19 protein-coding genes, 1 tRNA gene and 1 pseudogene are annotated in these 19,994 nt (G+C 61.5%); 8 read left to right on the top strand and 13 right to left on the bottom strand.

Annotated elements, in window-relative coordinates:
• Nucleotides 1-23: 23 nt before the first annotated feature.
• Nucleotides 24-983: an alpha/beta hydrolase gene (locus J0X27_RS13490; RefSeq protein WP_207269691.1), complete on the bottom strand. Its 960-nt coding sequence runs from the start codon at nucleotides 981-983 to the stop codon at nucleotides 24-26.
• A gap of 162 nt (nucleotides 984-1,145) precedes the next feature.
• On the opposite strand from J0X27_RS13490, the gene pyrE reads away from it, so the two are divergent.
• From pyrE to glmS, 5 genes are all read left to right on the top strand, one after another.
• Nucleotides 1,146-1,670 (top strand): orotate phosphoribosyltransferase, encoded by a 525-nt coding sequence (pyrE, locus tag J0X27_RS13485; RefSeq protein ID WP_207269690.1) that lies wholly within the window; start codon nucleotides 1,146-1,148, stop codon nucleotides 1,668-1,670.
• Nucleotides 1,671-1,864: 194 nt separating this feature from the next.
• The gene (locus J0X27_RS13480; RefSeq protein WP_224214566.1) at nucleotides 1,865-2,317 is read left to right on the top strand and encodes a DUF7344 domain-containing protein; all 453 of its coding nucleotides are present in this window, start codon (nucleotides 1,865-1,867) and stop codon (nucleotides 2,315-2,317) included.
• Between the two features lie 332 nt (nucleotides 2,318-2,649).
• The gene (gene thrS, locus J0X27_RS13475; RefSeq protein WP_207269689.1) at nucleotides 2,650-4,590 is read left to right on the top strand and encodes a threonine--tRNA ligase; all 1,941 of its coding nucleotides are present in this window, start codon (nucleotides 2,650-2,652) and stop codon (nucleotides 4,588-4,590) included.
• 158 nt (nucleotides 4,591-4,748) lie between these two features.
• Nucleotides 4,749-5,459 (top strand): phosphoribosyltransferase family protein, encoded by a 711-nt coding sequence (locus J0X27_RS13470; protein WP_207269688.1) that lies wholly within the window; start codon nucleotides 4,749-4,751, stop codon nucleotides 5,457-5,459.
• A gap of 193 nt (nucleotides 5,460-5,652) precedes the next feature.
• Complete coding sequence (glmS, locus tag J0X27_RS13465; RefSeq protein ID WP_207269687.1) at nucleotides 5,653-6,099, top strand: methylaspartate mutase subunit S; 447 nt, start codon at nucleotides 5,653-5,655, stop codon at nucleotides 6,097-6,099.
• A gap of 113 nt (nucleotides 6,100-6,212) precedes the next feature.
• Here glmS and J0X27_RS13460 read toward each other — a convergent pair whose 3' ends face one another.
• The 3 genes from J0X27_RS13460 to J0X27_RS13450 all read right to left on the bottom strand — a co-directional run bounded on the left by J0X27_RS13460 (nucleotide 6,213) and on the right by J0X27_RS13450 (nucleotide 9,577).
• Entirely contained in the window at nucleotides 6,213-6,647 is a 435-nt protein-coding gene (locus tag J0X27_RS13460; protein WP_207269686.1) for a universal stress protein, read from the bottom strand.
• 59 nt (nucleotides 6,648-6,706) lie between these two features.
• Nucleotides 6,707-8,842: a pyruvate dehydrogenase (acetyl-transferring) E1 component subunit alpha gene (gene pdhA, locus J0X27_RS18165; protein WP_207269685.1), complete on the bottom strand. Its 2,136-nt coding sequence runs from the start codon at nucleotides 8,840-8,842 to the stop codon at nucleotides 6,707-6,709.
• Between the two features lie 144 nt (nucleotides 8,843-8,986).
• Nucleotides 8,987-9,577, bottom strand: coding sequence for a 50S ribosomal protein L15e (locus J0X27_RS13450; protein ID WP_097380183.1), 591 nt, complete (start codon nucleotides 9,575-9,577; stop codon nucleotides 8,987-8,989).
• A 517-nt stretch (nucleotides 9,578-10,094) separates the two neighbouring features.
• On the opposite strand from J0X27_RS13450, the gene J0X27_RS13445 reads away from it, so the two are divergent.
• On the top strand, nucleotides 10,095-10,802 hold the full coding sequence (locus tag J0X27_RS13445) for a DUF8071 domain-containing protein (protein WP_207269684.1): 708 nt from the start codon (nucleotides 10,095-10,097) through the stop codon (nucleotides 10,800-10,802).
• Between the two features lie 437 nt (nucleotides 10,803-11,239).
• Here the strand turns inward: J0X27_RS13445 and J0X27_RS17965 are convergent.
• The 3 genes and pseudogenes from J0X27_RS17965 to J0X27_RS13435 all read right to left on the bottom strand — a co-directional run.
• Nucleotides 11,240-11,436, bottom strand: a pseudogene (locus tag J0X27_RS17965) (hypothetical protein); the annotation flags it as partial.
• A 58-nt stretch (nucleotides 11,437-11,494) separates the two neighbouring features.
• A complete protein-coding gene (locus J0X27_RS13440; protein ID WP_207269683.1) occupies nucleotides 11,495-12,025 on the bottom strand; it encodes a hypothetical protein in 531 nt (176 codons plus the stop codon).
• A 659-nt stretch (nucleotides 12,026-12,684) separates the two neighbouring features.
• Nucleotides 12,685-13,593, bottom strand: coding sequence for a serine/threonine-protein kinase RIO2 (locus J0X27_RS13435; RefSeq protein ID WP_207269682.1), 909 nt, complete (start codon nucleotides 13,591-13,593; stop codon nucleotides 12,685-12,687).
• Between the two features lie 201 nt (nucleotides 13,594-13,794).
• Here J0X27_RS13435 and J0X27_RS13430 point away from each other — a divergent pair, with 201 nt between their 5' ends.
• Nucleotides 13,795-14,637: a lipoate--protein ligase family protein gene (locus J0X27_RS13430; RefSeq protein ID WP_207269681.1), complete on the top strand. Its 843-nt coding sequence runs from the start codon at nucleotides 13,795-13,797 to the stop codon at nucleotides 14,635-14,637.
• 353 nt (nucleotides 14,638-14,990) lie between these two features.
• Here the strand turns inward: J0X27_RS13430 and J0X27_RS13425 are convergent, their stop codons facing one another.
• The 5 genes from J0X27_RS13425 to J0X27_RS13405 form a co-directional block, all read right to left on the bottom strand.
• Nucleotides 14,991-15,518, bottom strand: a complete 528-nt coding sequence (locus tag J0X27_RS13425; protein ID WP_207269680.1) for a hypothetical protein — start codon at nucleotides 15,516-15,518, stop codon at nucleotides 14,991-14,993.
• Nucleotides 15,519-15,845: 327 nt separating this feature from the next.
• Nucleotides 15,846-15,926: transfer RNA gene (locus J0X27_RS13420), tRNA-Ser, on the bottom strand.
• Nucleotides 15,927-15,973: 47 nt separating this feature from the next.
• Nucleotides 15,974-16,219, bottom strand: a complete 246-nt coding sequence (locus J0X27_RS13415; RefSeq protein ID WP_207269679.1) for a DUF7981 family protein — start codon at nucleotides 16,217-16,219, stop codon at nucleotides 15,974-15,976.
• Between the two features lie 7 nt (nucleotides 16,220-16,226).
• A complete protein-coding gene (locus J0X27_RS13410; RefSeq protein WP_207269678.1) occupies nucleotides 16,227-16,616 on the bottom strand; it encodes a Rid family detoxifying hydrolase in 390 nt (129 codons plus the stop codon).
• A gap of 382 nt (nucleotides 16,617-16,998) precedes the next feature.
• The gene (locus tag J0X27_RS13405) at nucleotides 16,999-18,009 is read right to left on the bottom strand and encodes a tyrosine-type recombinase/integrase (protein ID WP_097380191.1); all 1,011 of its coding nucleotides are present in this window, start codon (nucleotides 18,007-18,009) and stop codon (nucleotides 16,999-17,001) included.
• Nucleotides 18,010-18,536: 527 nt separating this feature from the next.
• Here J0X27_RS13405 and J0X27_RS13400 point away from each other — a divergent pair.
• Nucleotides 18,537-18,815 (top strand): winged-helix domain-containing protein, encoded by a 279-nt coding sequence (locus J0X27_RS13400; RefSeq protein ID WP_224214567.1) that lies wholly within the window; start codon nucleotides 18,537-18,539, stop codon nucleotides 18,813-18,815.
• 10 nt (nucleotides 18,816-18,825) lie between these two features.
• On the opposite strand, the gene tcmP is transcribed toward J0X27_RS13400, so the two are convergent.
• Complete coding sequence (tcmP, locus tag J0X27_RS13395) at nucleotides 18,826-19,980, bottom strand: three-Cys-motif partner protein TcmP (RefSeq protein ID WP_207269676.1); 1,155 nt, start codon at nucleotides 19,978-19,980, stop codon at nucleotides 18,826-18,828.
• Nucleotides 19,981-19,994 lie beyond the last annotated feature (14 nt).

The raw sequence follows: 19,994 nt of genomic DNA, 5'->3' as shown, positions 1-19,994 counted from the left end.
CGAGGATCGCCGCCGTGGCGAACTCACTCGAGCGCCGCTTTGAGATCTGTAACAGCGGCCTCGTGAGCCTCGTGGGCCCGATCCAGATCGACCGGCTCGGAAATCATGCCGAAGAAACCGTGGATCACGTCGTCGTAGTGGTGGTACTCGACGGGAACGCCGTCGTCCTCGAGCCGCTCGACGAGGTTCGCCCCGTCGTCCCGAAGCGGATCGAAGCCGGCCGTGAGGACCGTCGTCGGCGGCAGCTCCGAGAGGTCGTGTGCGAGCTGGGGCATCGCGTAGACGTTCCCCTGATCGATCTCGCGCTCGAAGCGGTGATCCCGGAACCACTCCATCTCCGCTGCCGTGAGCATGTAGCCCTCGCCGTTCTTCTCGTAGGCTGCCGTCTCGGTCGCATCGCCCGTACTGGGGTAGATCAACAACTGATAGGCGATCTCGGGACCGCCGTGATCCCGCACGAACAGCGACAGTCCCGCCGCCAGATTACCGCCGGCGCTATCGCCTGCCACGGCGATCCGTTCGGGGTCTGCGCCCAGTTCGTCGGCCGCGGCGGCGGCCCACTCGAGGGCGGCATAACAGTCCTCCAGCCCCTCGGGGAAGGGATGTTCGGGCGCGAGACCGTAGTCGACGCTGACGACGGGATACCCCGACTCGGCGGCGAGCTTGCGGCAGGTGGCGTCGTGGGTGTCGATACTGCCGATGACCCAGCCGCCACCGTGGAAGAAGAGGAGTAGCGGGCGGTCCTCGCCGTCGGTGCCGGGGTCGTAAATCCTGATCGGCAGGTCGCCGTGAGGGCCGTCGATGGTCCGATCCTCGACGGACTCGAGGTCGATGGCGGGCTCGTCGGAGACCTGCATCTCGGCGAACATCCGCCGAGCCTCCTGTGCCGAAATCTCGTCGAACGACGGCGTATCGAGGGCGTTGTAGAGCTCGAGAAACGCCTGCACGTCCGGGTGTGGTTCGTCCGCCCTGGTTGGTGTCATCGTACGGAACAGTTGGGAGTAGAGGACAAAAAGATACCTCCAGCGGAACGCAGTCGGTGCGTCGCGCTCGAGCGATCGGCTCCGATCCTCGACGTCGATTCGAGCACCACGACTGAGCCGGTTCCACACCGCTTATTTCGGTGCGGTGTGCTCTCTCGAGTAATGACGAATCAGGACCTCATCGACGCCCTTCGCGCGGCCGACGCCGTCCAGTTCGGCGAGTTCGAACTCTCGCATGGCGGCACAAGCGAGTACTACGTCGACAAGTACCTCTTCGAGACCGATCCCGACTGCCTCGAGTCCATCGCCGAGGCCTTCGCCGAGCGGCTCGACGCCGACGACAAACTCGGCGGCGTCGCACTCGGCGGCGTACCGCTGGCCGCCGCGACGAGCGTCGCCGCCGGCGTCCCCTACGTCATCGCGCGCAAGCAGCGCAAGGAGTACGGTACCGGCAATCTGATCGAGGGGCAACTCGCCGACGGCGAGGAAGTCGTCGTCGTCGAGGACATCGTGACGACGGGGACGAGCCTCGTCGAGGCCGTCGAGGCCCTGCGGGACGCGGGTGCGACCGTCGACCGTGCACTGGTCGTCGTCGACCGCGAGGAAGGCGGTCGCGAGAACGTCGCGGATGCCGGCGTCGAACTCGAGTCGCTGGTGACGGCAAGCGAGTTGCTCGAGAGTCAGTAAGGCACATCCTCGAGCGCGGTTGGCGAGAGGGTCGTGGGCACGGCCGCGGCCGACGGGACGTCCGGACCGATCGCCCGACGGTGGGACTGCCCCTCGCGATCGTTGTCACTCAGTTACTCAAAACAGCGGCGAATCGTGAAAACATCAGCTACTTAAGCAATACGAGATCGTAGACGGGGACCGAGGGGCTGCCCATGATCAATAAGACCGATAGAATCGATGTCGACGGGACGATCGCTGGGGGAAGTACAATCGAAACCGACGATGGAAGCGACGTCGACGACGTATTCGACGCGTTGGCGAACGTCCACCGCCGCCGGTTGCTGTTCGAGTTGTTGCACTGTAATCGCCAGCACGTTTCGACAGTGACCGGCGTTTCCCGGGAACTCGCCCAGGCGGACGAGGAACTGCTCCGCACGCACCTGGCAGCGTCCAGACGCGTTTCGGAAGCGGACGAGGAACTCCTCGTGAAACGACATATCCACCTGCCCAAACTGGCCGAGTACGGCTTCGTCGAGTGGAACCGAGACGACCACGTCGTCACGAGAGGGCCGCGATTCGACGAGGTCCGGCCCGTTCTCGAGTTCCTGAACGGGCAGCGGGACGACCGGCATCTCGAGGCGATCGAGATTCCCCTTCGACGATGAGAACGCGGGAACGGCATACTGTGGTCGGTCCGCTCGGCGTTGGGCGTCTCCTCGTTGCTGCGTTCGAGCGCAGCAGGCGCTTCCGCAATCGATCGTCGGCTTTCGTCGCCAGCCGTTCGCTCGAGGTCCGGTGATACCGCCGCCGCTCGCCCCCCATCACAACGCTTTTATCCGACTCGAGAGTACGCGTAGCCACGATGGTAGGTGTCCGCTTTACAGGGGCGTTCCCCCGTTTCTAACTCCCACCTACCGCGTGTTGTGTCGGCACGAGTCGGCCAGTGTGCGGAACGCGGATGCGGACACGCCACCGGATTTTCACCACATCCACAGCCATGTCAGAATCAGACTCACAGGAGCAACTAACGGTCGTACTGCCCGACGGATCCGAACTCGAGGTCGACGCCGACGCCACGGTCGAGGACTGTGCCTACGAGATCGGGCCCGGTCTCGGTAGCGACACGGTCGCCGGCAAACTCGACGGCGAGCTCGTCGCCAAGGAGGAGCCGGTCTACGACGGGGCCGAACTCGAGATCATCACCGACGGCAGCGACGAGTACCTCGAGGTCATGCGCCACTCCGCGGCCCACTGTCTCGCCCAGGCCGTCGAACGCCACTACGACGACGTCGACCTGGCGATCGGTCCGCCGACCGACGAGGGCTTTTACTACGACTTCGACAACCTCGACGTCGACGAGGAAGATCTCGCCGACCTCGAGGATGAGATGGAGGCGATCGTCGCCGAAGACTACGACATCGAGCGCGAGGTCGTCTCGATCGAGGAGGCACGGGAGCGACTGGCCGACGAACCCTACAAGCTCGAACTCCTCGAGGAGTTCGCCGAGGCGGACGACACCGTCACCTTCTACACGCAAGGCGAGTGGGAGGACCTCTGTGCCGGCCCCCACGTCGAGTCGACGGGCGAAATCGGCGCGATCGAACTGCTCGAGATCGCCGGTGCCTACTGGCGCGGGGACGAGGAAAACACGATGCAGACGCGCATCTACGGCACCGCCTTCGAGGACGAGAGCGACCTCGAGGCCTACCTCGAGCGCAAGCGGGAAGCCGAGAAGCGCGACCACCGCCGGATCGGCAACGAGATGAATCTGTTCTCGATCCAGGACGTCACCGGCCCCGGTCTCCCGCTCTATCACCCGCCAGGGAAGACGATCCTCAAAGAACTCGAGGGATTCGTCGAGGGGCTCAACCAGGACGCGGGCTACGATTACGTGGAGACGCCCCACGTCTTCAAGACAGATCTCTGGCACCGGTCGGGCCACTACGAGAACTACCAGGACAGCATGTTCGTCTTCGACGTCGGTGACGACGAGTTCGGCCTGAAGCCGATGAACTGTCCGGGCCACGCCGCGATCTTCCAGGATCAGTCCTGGAGCTACCGCGACCTGCCGATCCGGTACGCCGAGGACGGCAAGGTCTACCGCAAGGAACAACGCGGCGAACTCTCGGGACTCTCGCGGGTGTGGGCGTTCACGATCGACGACGGCCACCTGTTCGTCCGCCCCGATCAGATCGAACGGGAGGTCAGGCAGATCATCGACATGATCTTTACCGTCCTCGATACGTTCGATCTCGACTACGAGGTGTCGCTGGCGACGCGTCCCGAGAAGAGCGTCGGCAGCGACGAGATCTGGGAGCGAGCCGAGTCGATCCTCGAGTCGGTGCTCGATGAGTCGAAGATGGAGTACGAGGTCGAGGAGGGCGACGGCGCGTTCTACGGACCGAAGATCGACTTCGGGTTCGAGGACGCCATCGGCCGTCTCTGGGACGGCCCGACGGTCCAGCTCGACTTCAACATGCCCGAGCGCTTCGACCTGAGCTACGTCGGCGAGGACAACGAGGAACACCGCCCGGTGATGATCCACCGCGGCATCTACGGCAGCTACGAGCGGTTCTTCATGGTGCTCATCGAGCACTACGAGGGTCGGTTCCCGCTGTGGCTCGCGCCCGAACAGGTCCGCGTGCTGCCGATCTCCGACGACAACCTCGGCTACGCCCACCGCGTCGCAAACGAGTTCGACGACTTCCGCGTCGAGGTCGACGACCGCGACTCGACACTCGAGCGGAAGATCCGAGCGGCCCACGACGATCGGGTCCCCTACCAGATCATCGTCGGGGACAACGAGGAGGAAGACGGTAACATCTCGGTGCGCGACCGCTTCGAGGACCAGGAGTACGACGTCGAGATCGACGCGTTCCGCGCTCACCTCGAGGACGAACGCGACGAAAAGCGGACGGAACCGGACTTCCTGCAGTAGCGCCCTCGAGATCCCGTCGCCGCGTTTTTCGGCCGCCGTCGACGATCCGCCGACCCGTTCGAGCGAGGCGGTGATCGCTCGGGTGAACCACGTTCGTGCGGATTCGATCGCCTGAATCCGATCGTAATACCCATAGTTGTGGGATCGTGCATATCTGTATGAACAGAGCGGAGAAGGCAGCCCTCCAGTTGCGGGCCGTCGACGTGTTGCGAATGTTGAAAGAGACGAGAACCTACGACGAACTCGCCGAGACGACGGGGCTCCCGGCGGGCGATCTCAACCGATACGTCAACGGCCACGTCCTTCCCGGAACGGATCGCGCACGCGAGATCGTCGAAGACCTCGGTCGGGAGGCGTTAGCCGACGAACTCGACGCGCGAATCCGCGTCGACGACGAGGGGTACGTCGACAATAGCGCGACCGTCTTCGACCAGCCGTTCCTCGATCTGGCCGCACCGGTCGTGGCAAACGGGTTCGACTTCGATCGCCCCGACGTCGTCCTCACCGCTGCGACCGACGGGATCACGCTCGCGGCCGCGCTCGCGAGCTACTACGGGGTCCGCTGTGCCTACGCGAAAAAGCGCAAGGAAACTGCCGTCGAGGATTTCATCGAGGCCCGCCAGCGGTTGCAGTCGGGGATCGAACTCACCTACTACCTTCCGGCCGCCGCGATCGAGTCGGGCGAGTCCGTCCTAGTCGTCGACGACCTCATCCGGTCGGGCGAGACCCAGGAACTGCTCCTCGATATCGTCCACAGCGCCGAGGCCGACGTCGCAGGTGTCTTCGCGCTCATCGCGGCCGGCGAGGACGGCATCCGACGCGCCCGTGAACGCACCGACGCCCCGATCGGCTCGCTCACGAGCGTGTGACCGATCGACTCGCGTTTCGATCATCGACGGGACGATCGGACGGGATTCGGCTGCGAGGATGCACGGACGATTTCTCGAGCACGCAGTTCGCGAAGAAACGGCGAGTAATCACACGAGGGGAGGCGTGTGAATCATTAGCACATTATTAATCATTAGGTTTATGGTGGTGCCCCCAGTTTGTGGTGGTACGCACATGACGAAGACAGTCATCCTCGGCGTGATCGGGTCCGACGCTCACGTCGTCGGGATTACCATCCTGGAACAGGCCCTGGAGGCAGCCGGATTCGACGTCGTCAATCTGGGGGTCCAGAGCTCCCAAGAAGAGTTCGTTGAAGCCGCATCCGACAACGACGCCGAGGCTGTACTCGTCTCCTCGCTCTATGGTCACGCCAAACAGGACTGCGAGGGCTTCCACCAGCGGATCGCCGAGGCCGACCTCGACGTTACGACCTACATCGGCGGCAACCTCGCCGTCGGGCAGGACGACTTCGAGGAGACCCGCAAGTTCTTCCGCGAGATGGGATTCGATCGCGTCTTCGATTCGGAGACCGATCCCGAGGACGCCATCGAAGCCCTCACGGCTGACCTCGACATGCGCTCGACGGAGGGCGAACGGGAAGGCCGAACTGTGTCCGCATAACTGACGCTGAGTCCCTGTCACACGCTGTCTTCTACCCCGACTGAGAGCGGCTGATACCCTTGTTTTTCGACGGTAGCGTGCGATCGGGAACGACGCAGCGTCCGGCCCCCGGACTATCGAACGATCGTTACCGGGACCGGTGACCGGCGGGCGACCGTCTCCGCAACGCTGCCCAGGAGGATCCGACTCGCGCCCGTCCGGCCGTGGCTGCCGACGACGATGTGGTCGACGTCGTGTTCGGCGGCGTAGTCGACGATCGAGCGCGAGACGCCGCCGAGGGTGTGCTCCGTTTCGATCTCGACGCCGTGGTCGGCGGCCTGTTCCCGTGCTCGCTCGAGGATCTCCTCGGCCCGGTCCTCGTGGTGGCCCTGTATCTCGTCGTAATTGGCCATCGCGGTCCCTTCGACGCCGCTGACCGCGTAGAAGTCGCCCGGATCGAGGACGTAGAGCGCGGTGATCGTCGCCTCCGGATACTCCGTGCAAGCGAACTCGAGCGCTTCAGTCGACTGATTCGAGTCATCGACCGCCACGAGAACGTGTCGTGCCATACGCCCCAGTATACCAGCCGGCGGAATAAGTCCACCTCTGACTCCGACGCAGTGGGACGCTACGCGGCGAGCACCTGTTCGATCGTGGCACGGATTCGATCCGGACCGGGGCGGTAGGACTCCTCGCGGGCCGGCAGCGGAACCGGCACGTCGTAGCCCGTCACCCGCTCGATGGGTGCCTCGAGGTACCAGACGGCCTCGTCGGCGATCCGGGCCGCGATTTCGCCGGCGAACCCGCCCGTTCGGGGTGCCTCGTGGACGACGACGCAGCGACCGGTCTTGCGGACCGACTCGAGGACGGTCTCGGTGTCCATCGGACTGATCGTCCGCAGGTCGATCAGCTCGATGTCGGCCTCGAGATCGGCGACCGCGTCCTCGACCTCCCGGACCATCGCGCCCCACGCGACGACGGTGGCGTCGGTCCCCTGGTCGACCAGCCGCGCCTCACCCAGCGGGACGACGGTTTCCTCGGGAACCGGCCGTCTGGCTGCCCGATACAGCACCATCGGTTCGAGGAACACGACCGGATCGGGACTGCGGATCGCCGACCGTAACAGGCCGGCAGCGTCCCTGGCCGTCGAGGGAATCACGACGTCGAGTCCCGGAATGTGGGCGTAGCCCGCCTCGTAACTCTCCGAGTGATGCTCGAGGGCCTTCACCCCGAGGCCGTAGGGAGCGCGGATCACCATCGAACACGTGATCGTCCCGCGCGACCGACTGCGGATCCGCGAGCAGTGCTGGTGGATCTGTGCGAACGCCTGGAAGCTAAAGCCGGCGAACTGGATCTCGGCCACCGGTCGATAGCCCGCCGCCGCGAGACCGACGCCGAGGCCGACGATGCCCGCCTCGGCCACCGGCGCGTCGTGGACCCGACCGGGGAAGCCCTCCAGAAGCCCCTGCGTCGCCCGGAAGACGCCGCCGTCGACACCGACATCCTGGCCGTAGACGAGCACGTCGTCGTCCCGCTCGAGTTCGGCGTGTAACGTCCCCCGGATCGCCTCGACCATGTTCAGTCGGTCGGCGCTCTCGAGATCCGCGTCGGTGGCAGCGTCGGCACCGGCTCTCGTATCGGCCGTCGACGACCCGCCGTCACCGCGACGATCCCCGCCTGCGGGAGCGACCGTCCGGCCCTCGTCCGCACGGAACGCCTCGCGCTGGCGCTCGAGATAGGGCGGCCGCTCCGCGTAGGCGGTGTCGAACATGTCCGCCGGATCGGCGTTCGCTTTCGTTTCCCGGGCCGCCTCGAGGGCGTCCTTGAGGTCGGCCTCGATCTCGGCTTCGATCGACTCGACCGTCTCGTCGTCGAGGAGCCCGCGTTCCCGGAGGTACTGCTGGAATCGCAGGATCGGGTCCAGTGGTTCCCACGACGCTTCTTCCTCGGTCGTTCGATAGACGGAGGGATCGTCCGCCGTCGTGTGCATCTCCCGGCGGTAGGTCGTGGCCTCGATCAGCGTCGGGACGCCGCGACGGGCGCGCTCGCGGGCCTTCCTCGTGACCGCGTAGACGCCGAGCACGTCGTTCCCGTCGACCTGCACCGGCTCGATCCCCGCCGCGACGGCCTTCTGGGCGAGCGTCGCCGCGCGCGTCTGTTTCGACAGCGGCGTCGAGATCGCGTACTGATTGTTCTGACAGAAGAAGATCGTTCGTGCCTCGTAGACCCCGGCCAGATTCATCGCCTCGTACACCTCGCCCTCGCTCGTGGCACCGTCGCCGAAGTAGGTGAGCGCGACCGAATCGCTGTCGTTCATCGCCTCGGCCCAGCCGATCCCCGCGGCGTGTAGCGGCTGGGTCCCAACCGCGATCGACGGCGGCAGCATCGGGACGTCGTCGGGGGGCGCTCCCCCCTCTTCGAGGCCCATCGCGTACTCGATGATCTCCTGGGCGGAGCCCCCGCGGGCGAGCGCCGACGGATGCTCCCGGAACGCGGGCACCGTCCAGTCGGCCTCGTCCAGCGCCGCGGTGCTTCCGACCTGGGCGGCCTCCTGGCCCGTCGCGGGTGCAAACGTTCCCAGCTCACCCCGGCGCTGGAGCGCGATCACCCGCTGATCGAGTCGCCGCGAGCGCTTCATCGTCCGGTACCACTCGAGCAGGCGCTCGTCGTCGATATCGGGCTCGAGCGATTCGTCGACGCGGCCGTCCTGGTCGAGTATCTCGACGCGCTCGATCGAGAACGTGGCGAGCTGAGAGCGTGGCATACGACCGGTACCACGGTCGCCTACTTAGTGCCCGTCTCGGCTATTGCGCGGCCCGCGTTCCGGGCCGCTGGCCAGCGACGGAAAGCCAAGCGCTCTCGAAACGAGTCACGGAAAATCGGTGTGAAACCGGCTGCAGAGACTGCGTTACTTCGCGCGGCCTTGGCCGCCGGTGTTGGACGGGCGGACCTTCTCCGCACCTTTGCCGCGGTTGTTGAGCCCGCGGTTTGCCTTGCCGGCGTTGGTGAGTCCACGGAACGCGCGGTTCTGGTGAGCGTCGTCGCAGATCCAGTTGAGGTCGTCGTCGTTCTCGATCGCGGGGTGGTTCGGATCCACGAGGATCGCTTCGAACCACTTCTGCGAGCCGTCTTCTCCGACCCAGTAGCTGTTGAGCACCCGCATGTTGGGGTACTTCCGGGAGACGCGTTCCTCACCGATGCGCTGGATGTTCTTGCGCCGCCCGATGCGGTTGACACCCTGGCGCTTCGAGCGCCGACCGGCTTTGTGACGCTGTTTCCGGGCGGTCCCTTTCCGGACCGAGACCCGGGTCACGATGATGCCCTGCTTGGCCTTGTAGCCGAGTTCGCGTGCCTTGTCGAGACGCGTCGGGCGATCGATCCGCTCGATCGCACCCTGGTCGCGCCACTCCTGTTTGCGCTGCCACTGCAGCTCCCCGAGTTTGCCGTCGTCGGGGTCTTTCCATGCGTCCTTGATGTGGGAATAGAAGCTTTCTGCCATTGTATTCACCCGCGGGCGTTGCGTGGTTCAATCCCGACCGGGGCGCGTGCCCCGCGGATCACATCCCGACCTGTGGCACACTGCCGTGCAGGTGCCCGCTGATGCCCGCGAACCAGCGAGTCACCCAAACGTATCCAGCGGCCGTGTATAAGCGCTTCGAAGCGAGCGACGAGCCACCTCAGTCCGTACGGAAAGCGGCATTGGAGCGGTCGACGGCGGCCTGAAGGCAACCATCCGTAAACGTCGACTCGTCGATCCGATCGAAGCCGGCACGGATGCCTCGACTACCCGCGAGCACGGGTCTGGCGTCGCGTGCCGCACAGACGAACACGTGCGTGCTCGATACCGTCTGTGGAACACGCTTTGATACGGATTCACCGAAATAACGGAGGCGAGCGGAACTGAAACGAACGTACCTGTGATTTGCACCGCGATTGGTTCCCCAACGTGGAAATCATCGACAGGTAGTTCTAACAATAGAGTAAGATTTATTTTATTGGAAAAATAACATGCATCTGTGTCCCCAGATCGAAATGAACCTACGGTAAACCCCTCCGAAGGAACCGCTTTCGAACACGCCGTTGCAGCAGTCAAACACGTCATCGCAGCGATTGCCGTGTTGTACGCGTCGTTCAGAGACCCCGTCACGTCCCGCTCCTTCCTCGAGCGCGTCTGGTATGGAGTAGTCGGCCGGCGACGAAGGACGTCAATCAAAGCGATCCTGTCCGCACCGGCACTGGCAGTCGTGACCGGCCCACTGGTAGCCACTACGGTTGGGTATAGCCAGATCGAGCGGTGGGTTTTGGGGAGTACCTACAGCCTCAGACAGTTGGTTCTAGGGACGTTGAACGGGACAGGAGCGAACGCGATAGCGCTCGTCGGCATCGGTATGCTCGTGGCGTTCGCTGCGGCGTTCGCTGCTAGAAACTCCGGTTTGGTGCCAACGCTCCTCCTGGTTATGGGACCGGTGTTCGGGATCGGCCTCGCACGATACGGGATGTTCGTCGAGCACTTCTCACCGAGCAAAGTTCACCGATGGTTCGGTATCACGGATATGCACTTCGCGACAGTCGGTCCAGTAGAGACTCTGGGAACGTCCCTCTTCCTTGCATTCGTGTGGGGAATCCCTCTCGGGGTGATCGGATTCGTACTCGGAACACTCGGCCGAAGAGTCAACGGCCTGCTTGGCCGCCGTGTCGATAGTACTGGTGTCTCAGGAACGTAGCCACCAATAACGGCCGTTTCTTACGGTCAGTACGGGCTAAGCTGGATCAGTTGGGTAAGCAAGCCGACTGCCCACATTACCAGGCCAGAAACGAGGAGATACGTCGTCGGCCCGTACTCACTGACAATGAGGTTCTCTTCGTACCGTATTAATCCGAACAGGCTGGTCAGCAACAGAAAAGCCCCACCGATCACCTGTAATACTGTACTCGCGGTTAACCGCAGTTCCCCGGCAAGTCCGACCCGAGCTAATAGTAAGACGCTGACAAAAAAGAAACAGAGAGCGACTAATCTCGAGGGGTGCATAGACAACAGACTTAGCCGAAAAATAATGTTTCTAACGGCTTCGCAACGCACTTGTAGATGCGGACAATGATGATTTTCGCTTCGAACCGATCATAGAGGAGCGTTCAACAGAGCCACAACAATAGCAACGATTCAGACTCCAAACAACGTCAGTAACAGTACCGAGATGTAGTATTCGTTCGCCCGCTCGACGCCCCAGACTGCAGCTGCGAGGGGGAATTCACGGAACTGCCGATACCACACTCGTACCCGACAGCGGAGTCAGTCGAGGGCTTGAGTACCGCATTCACGGTCTCACAGACTTATCGTCGTTCGTAGCGTTCGTCCTCGGTTCACGCGTTTCTCGAGCAGATATCCGGTGTAACCGTGTGTTTGCTCAGCAGTTGGTTATCGCACTGGAACGCGCTCGCGAACGCCACTCGGCGTAATCCCGTTAATCGTCGCGAAGACGGCACCCATGACCAGTCCGTAGACGAGGTGACCGAGACCGAACAGGAGCGCACTGAACAACTCCGCTGCGGGCCCCGAAACCGGAAGGAAGGGGAGCGGCAACGCCGCCACACCGGCCCGTTCCATCGCCAGGGGAAACACGACACCGCCGGCGAAGAGCCCGAGGAGCGCACCGAAGGCGAGTCCGAGGACGAGGTAGTCGCTGAAATCGTCCACTAGCTGCTGAACTGCCCGTCTCGAGGCGATTGCGGCGAACAGGAGCCCGAAGGCGATGCTGATCATCAAATGGATCGTCCAGCCGACGCCGACCGCCGTGCCGGGATCGGTCGCGAGCCCGCCAAGCAGCTCGATCTGGTTCCCGCCGAAGTGGAGGACCAGTCCCATGGCGATCCCGGCGACGACGCCGCCGGTCACGCCGCCGCCCCAGGTCCCGATCCCGTCTAGATCGTGTGTGGTATTGTCTTCCATATATGGGGCTATGGAAGCGAGTGTAATCAATTCGACCATCGACGGGGATCCCTGAAAGTCGGGTTGCCCGATAGTGTCCCCGCGTCTACCATCCACTCGTGTCGTCCGATTCTCGCGTTCGGGTAGCCTCGAGCCGTCCACTCCGCCGGCCTTCGAAGAGTCATGACCGCTCACGGGCTGACGGCCTCGAATTTTATATATCGTTATACAATATATCATGGGACTGTAGCGGTTCGAACGGGACCGCAGACGGGTGTCCACCCGAAGCCACTGCCATCGACGAAACGGTTGTGGCAGCCTCGACACGGGTTTCGCTACTGCGCTCTCGACTGGGTTCGCGGTTCGCACCCCAGACCGGCTGGCTGCCGACCGTGTCGGATCGATTCGCAGCCGAACGCTGGACCAGGCGGTTCCGAGCCAAATACCTTCGGAACCGGCGGTTCCGTATCCAGTGACGCCGAATTCGACGGCTCGGAAACGTGTTCGGAGCCGTCTTCCCAAGCCGACGATCGGATGGAATCGTCTTCCAGACGTGCTCGGCGGGGTCTCCGACGAGAACGAACTCGATTTCTACGGTCGGGTCACGACCGACTGGTAAGTCCCGAGTTCGAGTCGGTCTATCGGGATACTCGAGGGTCACGAGGGCCAGCGCTGGCTTCTCAAACGAAGTCGGTAATCGTCTCGAAGGAGTCGGCAGTAATCGATTCGGCCAGTTCGTCGCTCTCGAGGTCGTCGGGGACGTACTGGGGGTACTTTCGGCGGAAATACCCCACGATGTTGGTCAGATCACGCCGGAGGAACTCGGCGGCGTTTTCGTGATCCGTCGGGACGGCCTGAGGCCAGTCGAAGATTTTTACCCCCGATTCGTTGACGAAGACGTTGTACTCGCTCATGTCGGCGTGGACGTAGCCGTTCGTGTACGCACGTGCGATTTCGGCGAGTAACAGCTCCAGAACACCGAGTATCTGTTCGTCCTCGAGTCGAGTCCGCGAGAGTTCGACGCCGTCCATCTTCTCCATAACGATGGCGTGGCGGTTCTGTCCGATCGGCTGGGGGACTGCGACGTCGGGGTAGAGAGACTCGAGAATCCCGTGTTCGCGCTCGGCGGCCTTCCGGGCGGTGTACATCCAGGAGACGTGGTCGTTGTCCGACGTGTAGTCGCGTTCTTTGTGTACCTCCCGGAAGTTCGTATAGCCCTCGCGGTGATACTTCAGCGCGAGCGGTTTGTAGGACTTGACCTCGTAGACGTCGCTCTCCTTGCCGACGCCAAGCGGCGAGCCGAACTCCGAGATCGTATCCTGCTCGACGAGTGCCCGCAGAGCGAGGACGTCGTACCCCTCGAACTGCAGGGTATACCCTTCGTACTGGATGGTCTTTTTTTCGATCAGGCCGCGCTTGAGACCGCGCTCGAGTCGGTAGTCGACCTCTTCGTCGGTCAGATCCGCGAACTTCGGGAGCTTCTCCCGTTGGACCCACTCGGAGAATCGCATCCCCTGTTCGACCCCAGAGAGGAGATAGAAGTCCTCGTCCTCGAGTTCCGGGAGTAACCCGGCGACGTTTCGCACCATAGATACCGGTAGCCGGTGTGTACGTAAAAACGGCGTGACGGACGGGGCCGCAGTCAGGAACCGTCGGCCACTCGGAAGCCCTCCCGTTTCGGGTCGTTCGGAGCGATTCGAACTGGCAACCCCACCCGATAAACTTCATTGCGATATATGAAATCGAACGCCGTCGGAAGGACTTTCGACCTCGTCCGCGTGGCTTCGTACATGACGGCACTAGACGATCGAGAGTGGCGGGTGATCAGAGACGGCTCCCGCGAAGGCGCGATGCAGATGGCACTCGAGGAAGTCGCCGCGCGAACGGCGCTCGAGGACGGCGTTCGAACCGTCCGCACGTACTCGTGGGAGCCGAGCACGCTCTCGCTGGGGTATCGACAGGACGCCGACACGGTCGACTGGGACTTTTGCGAGCGGGAGGGGATCGACGTCACCCGCCGGCAAACCGGCGGCGGCGGGATCTATCACGACCGCTTCGCCGACATCTCGTATACGATCGTAGCCCCGGCCGACGAGGTTCCGGGGGACCTGATGGACTGTTACGAACTGTTCTGTGACCCCATCCTCGAGGCCTTCGACCGGATGAGCGTCGACGCCGCCTTCGCGTCGGCCGAACAGGACGCCATCTACCAGCCCTCGTGCTATCTCCGGGACATCAACCCGGCACACGATATCGTCGCGCCGGCGAATGCGGGCGACGGGGCGAACAAGATCAGCGGCAACGCCCAGTACCGCCAGCGCGACGTCGTCATCCAGCACGGCTCGATCAGTTACGGCCTCGAGCCCCGGAACCACGTCGGCGTCTTCGACGCCGACCTCGCGGAGTCGACGTTTACCGATCGAGTGACGAGCGTTCGCGATGTGGCAGGGATCGATCGTGACGACGCAGTCGAGACGATCGCCGAGTCGCTCCGGGACTGGTGTGATGCCGACGAATCGAGCTGGCGCGACGGCGAACTCGAGGCCGCTCGAGCACTCGCCGACCGGAAGTTCGGCGCTGACGAGTGGGTTCGAGATCGAGAGGTGCTCGCGGCCGGTGACAGCCCACGATGACGACACAGCGAGCGGCTGACCGGTAGACGCTCGATCGGAGACGGCTGTACCTGCCAAACCGGCAGTACGAGGTCCTTACCGCGATCCGACCGGTCGGTACGGACCCCGTTACGATATCCGATCCCGATGGAGTCGTCGTCGGGGTCAGTCCGGTCGGCCGATTCGAAACGGTGGTGTGTCAGTGTGGTACTCTGGAACGCGGCGATCGAGTGACCCCGACTGGGTACTTGCGATCGATCCCCTGTCGATGCGAACGCGACCACGCTCCATTTTTCCCCGACCCGTTCGTCAGCGACTGCCCGCAGTGATTGCGTGCTCGAAACGGTTCGAGAGTTCGACGCCCCGAGCGTCTCTTAGACCTGCTCCTCGTCTGTAACGGTAATCGTTCCGTTCGTGGTCTGGGCCTCGTTGAGCGTCACCGCAACGGTGTATTCGCCCGCCTCGGCAGGGTTGTCCACCGCGGGATACTCGGCGACGATCGCGTCACCGCTCTCGAACGTGTATCCCGTCTCGAGTTCGATCGTGAACGAATAGTCGTTGTTGTTGACGCCGCTGATGTGCGTCTCGTTGAACGTTCGATCCACGGACCCGTCACCGTTCGTATCGACGCCGAGCACGATCTCCCCGTGCTGGGCGCTGTCGACGGTGAAGTTCTCCCGTGGATACGTCACCGAGAGCGACTCCCATTCGCTGCCGACGACCGATTCGGTGGCCTCGATTCGGACCGTCTGATTGGTCGCCGTCGCGTTGACGGCCGGGTCCTCGGACTCGAGTGTGTTGCCGGTATCGGACGACGGCTCGGCCGTGTTACCGCCAAAGCCCGAACAACCGGCAATCGATACGAGTACCGCCAGCGTCACGACGAGCAGTATTCGTCGCATCCGTCACCGGGTCACGCAACCACGGATGAAAGTCTTCTGGTCACGACGTTCGGACGAAAGACGAAGCGACAGACTCGTCGATCGATGTCGGCAGAATATACCGTCAACTGTAACGGTTACACGCATTCGCCGTGACTGCGCGGCGAATGCGTTCACTGGCTTACAGTGACGGTATACGCCAGGACAGGGATTTGAACAGATGCGAGACGGTCGGCCTCACTCCGTTCGGCCGCGTGCGACTCGCGTGTTCACATCCCCTCGTTTGCGTTTCGTCGAAATCGCGACTCGCTCGGCTACGCATCGCTCGTCGGTCGATGTCGACAGAAACGCCAGGACAGGGATTTGAACCCTGAATCCCAAAGGGAACACGCTTTCCAGGCGTGCGCCTTACCGTTCGGCCATCCTGGCTCAGGTCATCCTAACCACGTCCGTCGTTTAACTGTTACGAGATACGCTTACGCATCCCCGCGGTCGGCTGCCCACGCGGCGACGCGTGGCTCGAGCAGGTACGCCCCGCTTCCCGCTCCGAGCCCAACCAGCGCTGCGAGGGCCAGTGCTTGCGTGATCGTCGCGATCGGGTCGGCGAGCAGCGCGTAGCCCTGGACGAGCACCAGAAACGACAGGAAGCCGACGAGGCCCCACAGGAACGCCGATTTGGATCGCGGATCGATCCCCCGCTTCCCCGACGGATACCCGCTCACGGTGGGCTCACTCGTCTTGCTCGACGCTCGCGATGGCTTCGATCTCGACGCCGACGCCCTTCGGGAGCGCGGCGACCTCGACGGCGCTGCGTGCCGGCGGCTGGTCGTCGAAGTAGTCGGCGTAGGCCTCGTTCATCGCCTCGAAGTCGTCGATATCGTCGAGGAAGACGGTCACCTTCAGAACGTCCTCGTAGCTCGCGCCGGCTTCGTCGAGGACGGCATCGAGATTGTAGAGGGCCTGATTCGTCTGATTTTCGATCGGTTCGTCCTCGAGCAGCTCGCCGTCGGCCGTCATGGGGATCTGGCCGGCGGTGAACACGAGCGAGCCGTTCGTCGTCGCCTGACTGTAGGCACCGACCGCGGCGGGCGCGTCGTCGGTCTCGATAATTCGTTTCATACTCGATCCCTCACAGCGAGACGGCTTAAAAGCGGGCGAAGTTCCGGTCCGGAGACGCCGCTGCTCTCGAGGAACGCGATCGGTCACGGAAATCGCTGTCTCACCCCCGAGAAGCGAATCTGGGGTGTCACACGCTGTGGCGCGGTTCTCGTCGGCGAACCACGAGACGAATCCCCGCGAAGCGACGACTGCTCGAGGAGCGTGGATCACTCGCGATCGACGGGCGGCGTTGTCGTCCCACGACCTACAGGGCATCACATCCGGACATCGGCGATGGTTTGCGCCGCTCGCGAATTTGCTCGCGGCGCAGAATAGTGGACTCGTCGGGAACCGTGAAATTAACCAGACGGCGTAGGGTTCGGAGGGTATCAGTGACCGCCATTCAGAACCCCTCCAGGAACTTGCGCCGCTGTTCCATTTTCTCGTCAGGTTGGCGCGCATCGTAGTGCTGGTACAGCACATCGAGAGACACGTCCATCCGGTCGGAGACGATCTCCGGCGGCACGTCCTCGAGCAGGTGGCCGGTGATCGCGCCGCGACGAATAGCGTGGGGTGAGCGCGTCGAGGGGCACTTAGACGGAACACTCGCGGCTCCGACCGCTTCGCACGTCTCGGGGTCGCGATCGTGCGGACAGTCCGCGACGAAACACGGCTGGCAACAGCGGTAGACGGTGTTGCGGATCGATCCACCGGAGATACGGCCTTGTTTGGTCGTCAGTAGCGGCTCACGTCCGTAGTCGTCGGTCGTCTCGATTCGGTTGACCTTGATGTACTCCGAGACGACGCTGTACCACTCCGGACCGAGGAATACCCACCGCTCGCTGCGGTCCTTGTTTTTCAGCGGCGTATCCGTCTCGGGACGGTGCTTGAGGTAGATCGCGAATTGATCGCCTTCGAGGTCATCGAGGTCGATGGACCGGAGCGCCGAGAGACGCATCCCGGTCCGCCAGAGGATCGCCATGATGACGTGATCCCGGCTCGCGTACTCGTACCGGTCGAGGTATTCCAGGATCTTCTCGGCTCGAGGGCGCTCGAGCTTGATGCTCCGGGATTCGGACCCGTCGGGAACTACCGGTGCGTGGACCTTCTCGTTCAGTCCCTCCGGAACGGCCTCAATATCGGCGGCCCAAGAGAGGAACTCCCGAATCGCACTCAGGTTCTTCTGGAGGGTGATCGGCTTCACTTTCTCGCGGCGGTGAGCGACGAACAGCGCCAGATCCCGCCCGGAAAGGTCGTTCAGGTTGTCGATCTCGTTGTCGGAACACCACGCGGTGAACTGTTCGAGCGTCGTCTGGTTGTTGTAGTACGTCGATTCCGCGACGCTCGGCTTCCGGTGTGCCAGGAACGCTTCGACACCCTCGGTCGGCGTCATCGGCTCGAGATCGTCGCTCATCGACTCACCTCGAGCGTGTCAGCGGGATGGTTGAATTCGGTACTCTTACCGTGGTGTGGAGTGCATTCGCGCATGGTCTCAGTGTATTGGGACCGCGGACGAACCGTGCACGCCACTGTGTAGGAGCGGGGGCGTGCACGGCTGCTGTCCGTCGGTGATTTGTAACGACTGGTCGGCGTAATATTAATTCTAACCGAGCCGGTTCCGATACTTCCGATACTGCCAGACGGCGTCCATCGAACGGGGAGTTTATACCCCGCGTGTGTGTTGTCGATCATGCTTCCGTAGTGTGGTTACGGGAGCTTCTCGCGGACCCGGTGGCCCTAACACCGGTCCGCTACCTTTCAGGACCCGTGAGAGTCAGGTCCGCGTGTAGCTTCCCATCAAATCTATTGTACAGGTATGTAATAAGTCTTGACCAAATATTTGGTCTAATATGACCAGATATTTGTCCGAATGCCGAAAATACCGGTGGGGTTATACGACCGGTATTAGTGATTGAGACTGTGCGTTACCGACCTCAGTGGATGAATGATAGCGACGATACCATCTTAGAATTCCTCGCTGAGACAGGTGCAGCCTTCTCAAAAAGAGGGCTTGAAGTGAATTTTGAGCAGCGGGGAATAAATGTATCCTACTCAACTATTAAAAGACGCACTGAGAAACTGGAAAATGCTGGTCTTATCAAATGTGTTGAGCAAAAAGGTAGTTACTACGCTATTTCAGAGTCTGGGGAACAATATCTTGAGGGGGAACTTGATATGGACAATATTAGCGAACCAGACAAAGGCAAGAACGGCAAGTAGACTCTCTGAATTAATCTTTTGAGAAGGATATCTTGTCGTCTCCACCTAATCCGTTCTGTGTCTTTGAGGTAACTCTTGAGACCTCTATCAATCCTTCTTCCTCCATCTGTTTCAACTCATCACGAATGTCCTTTCGACGATACGCCGATCTCTTCTCTTCAACAACGTATTGCCGAATAATGTCATTAAACGCAATCTCCTGTCCAGAGAATAGCGTAAGGAGTTTTTCGCGCACTTTGTTCCCTAGAAATTGCTCTAAACCGGATTGATCCTGTGCGATATCATCTCGATGCGGTGCATACGCAAATTTGCCAGGCCCGCATTTTTGCATTCCTTCTCTCATTATCTCTAGCCCATCTGGATGGTTTGTGCCAAAAACAAGGTAGTACTTCATAGCTGTAGAATCTTCTTCTGTAACTAGATATGCTAGCGTTTCATCTGGACCATTTTCTTTCAACCGCTTACAGTAATATCCGACTTCTTTGTGCTCCAACTGATCTGGAATATATTCCTCTAATTCCTCCCTCCAAGACTCTGTTCCAAAGGGTTTCATTAGAGCATCTTGATGTTTATCTACGTCCTGCCACCGAATCACCTCACTTGCCATCATATTTATTAACACCTCAAACCCCTTGGTAGAGGAGATGTCCGTGAGTAGATCATATTCGAGTTGGCTATATCCGTAAGGATCAATGAAGAAAAAGGTGGGTATGTTCCATCCACCTCGCAGAGATATTTGATTCTTCGTGACATCTTGGAATTTCCCCTCAACAACATCATAGGACACACTATTCGGAAGATCAGCCTTGTCAGGAAGGTTTCCACGAAGATGGTCTGCGTTCTTCTCCATCTTTTCGATAAAAACACATTCAATCTCGGTAAGGTGAGAGAATTCTACAGCACGATCAAGGATGATCTGCGGTGAGCCTGGAATATCAGCAGGAGTTTCTGTTTCTTTAAGTTTGATCGGGTCAACACTATCTGTAGATTGATAGTCACCTCTTCCTGAAAAACAATCAAATATCCTTAGTTTCGTTGACCCATTCCCTAATTTCTTTAACCAAGGTCCAAGATAATACCGAAGAAGTTCGTGTTTTGCACGGGTATGACCCTGATATCCCTCCCATTTTTCATCAGAGTCGTCTGCCTTAACCGGGTCTTCCATACACCAAGCATTCA

The sequence above is a fragment of the Natrinema longum genome, from assembly GCF_017352095.1.
Taxonomy (GTDB): Archaea; Halobacteriota; Halobacteria; order Halobacteriales; family Natrialbaceae; genus Natrinema; species Natrinema longum.
Note: the sequence above shows the minus strand (reverse complement) of the source record. Positions and strands in the feature narration are given on the sequence as shown.

Coding starts and splice junctions, on each gene's coding strand:
- J0X27_RS13470 (WP_207269688.1), top strand. CDS start 4,749: ATGAACAGAGCGGAGAAGGCAGCCCTCCAGTTGCGGGCCGTCGACGTG.
- J0X27_RS13400 (WP_224214567.1), top strand. CDS start 18,537: ATGAATGATAGCGACGATACCATCTTAGAATTCCTCGCTGAGACAGGT.
- glmS (WP_207269687.1), top strand. CDS start 5,653: ATGACGAAGACAGTCATCCTCGGCGTGATCGGGTCCGACGCTCACGTC.
- J0X27_RS13490 (WP_207269691.1), bottom strand. CDS start 983: ATGACACCAACCAGGGCGGACGAACCACACCCGGACGTGCAGGCGTTT.
- J0X27_RS13460 (WP_207269686.1), bottom strand. CDS start 6,647: ATGGCACGACACGTTCTCGTGGCGGTCGATGACTCGAATCAGTCGACT.
- J0X27_RS13450 (WP_097380183.1), bottom strand. CDS start 9,577: ATGGCAGAAAGCTTCTATTCCCACATCAAGGACGCATGGAAAGACCCC.
- J0X27_RS13425 (WP_207269680.1), bottom strand. CDS start 15,518: ATGCGACGAATACTGCTCGTCGTGACGCTGGCGGTACTCGTATCGATT.
- pyrE (WP_207269690.1), top strand. CDS start 1,146: ATGACGAATCAGGACCTCATCGACGCCCTTCGCGCGGCCGACGCCGTC.
- J0X27_RS13435 (WP_207269682.1), bottom strand. CDS start 13,593: ATGGTGCGAAACGTCGCCGGGTTACTCCCGGAACTCGAGGACGAGGAC.
- J0X27_RS13405 (WP_097380191.1), bottom strand. CDS start 18,009: ATGAGCGACGATCTCGAGCCGATGACGCCGACCGAGGGTGTCGAAGCG.
- J0X27_RS13480 (WP_224214566.1), top strand. CDS start 1,865: ATGATCAATAAGACCGATAGAATCGATGTCGACGGGACGATCGCTGGG.
- tcmP (WP_207269676.1), bottom strand. CDS start 19,980: ATGGAAGACCCGGTTAAGGCAGACGACTCTGATGAAAAATGGGAGGGA.
- J0X27_RS13440 (WP_207269683.1), bottom strand. CDS start 12,025: ATGGAAGACAATACCACACACGATCTAGACGGGATCGGGACCTGGGGC.
- pdhA (WP_207269685.1), bottom strand. CDS start 8,842: ATGCCACGCTCTCAGCTCGCCACGTTCTCGATCGAGCGCGTCGAGATA.
- thrS (WP_207269689.1), top strand. CDS start 2,650: ATGTCAGAATCAGACTCACAGGAGCAACTAACGGTCGTACTGCCCGAC.
- J0X27_RS13410 (WP_207269678.1), bottom strand. CDS start 16,616: ATGAAACGAATTATCGAGACCGACGACGCGCCCGCCGCGGTCGGTGCC.
- J0X27_RS13430 (WP_207269681.1), top strand. CDS start 13,795: ATGACGGCACTAGACGATCGAGAGTGGCGGGTGATCAGAGACGGCTCC.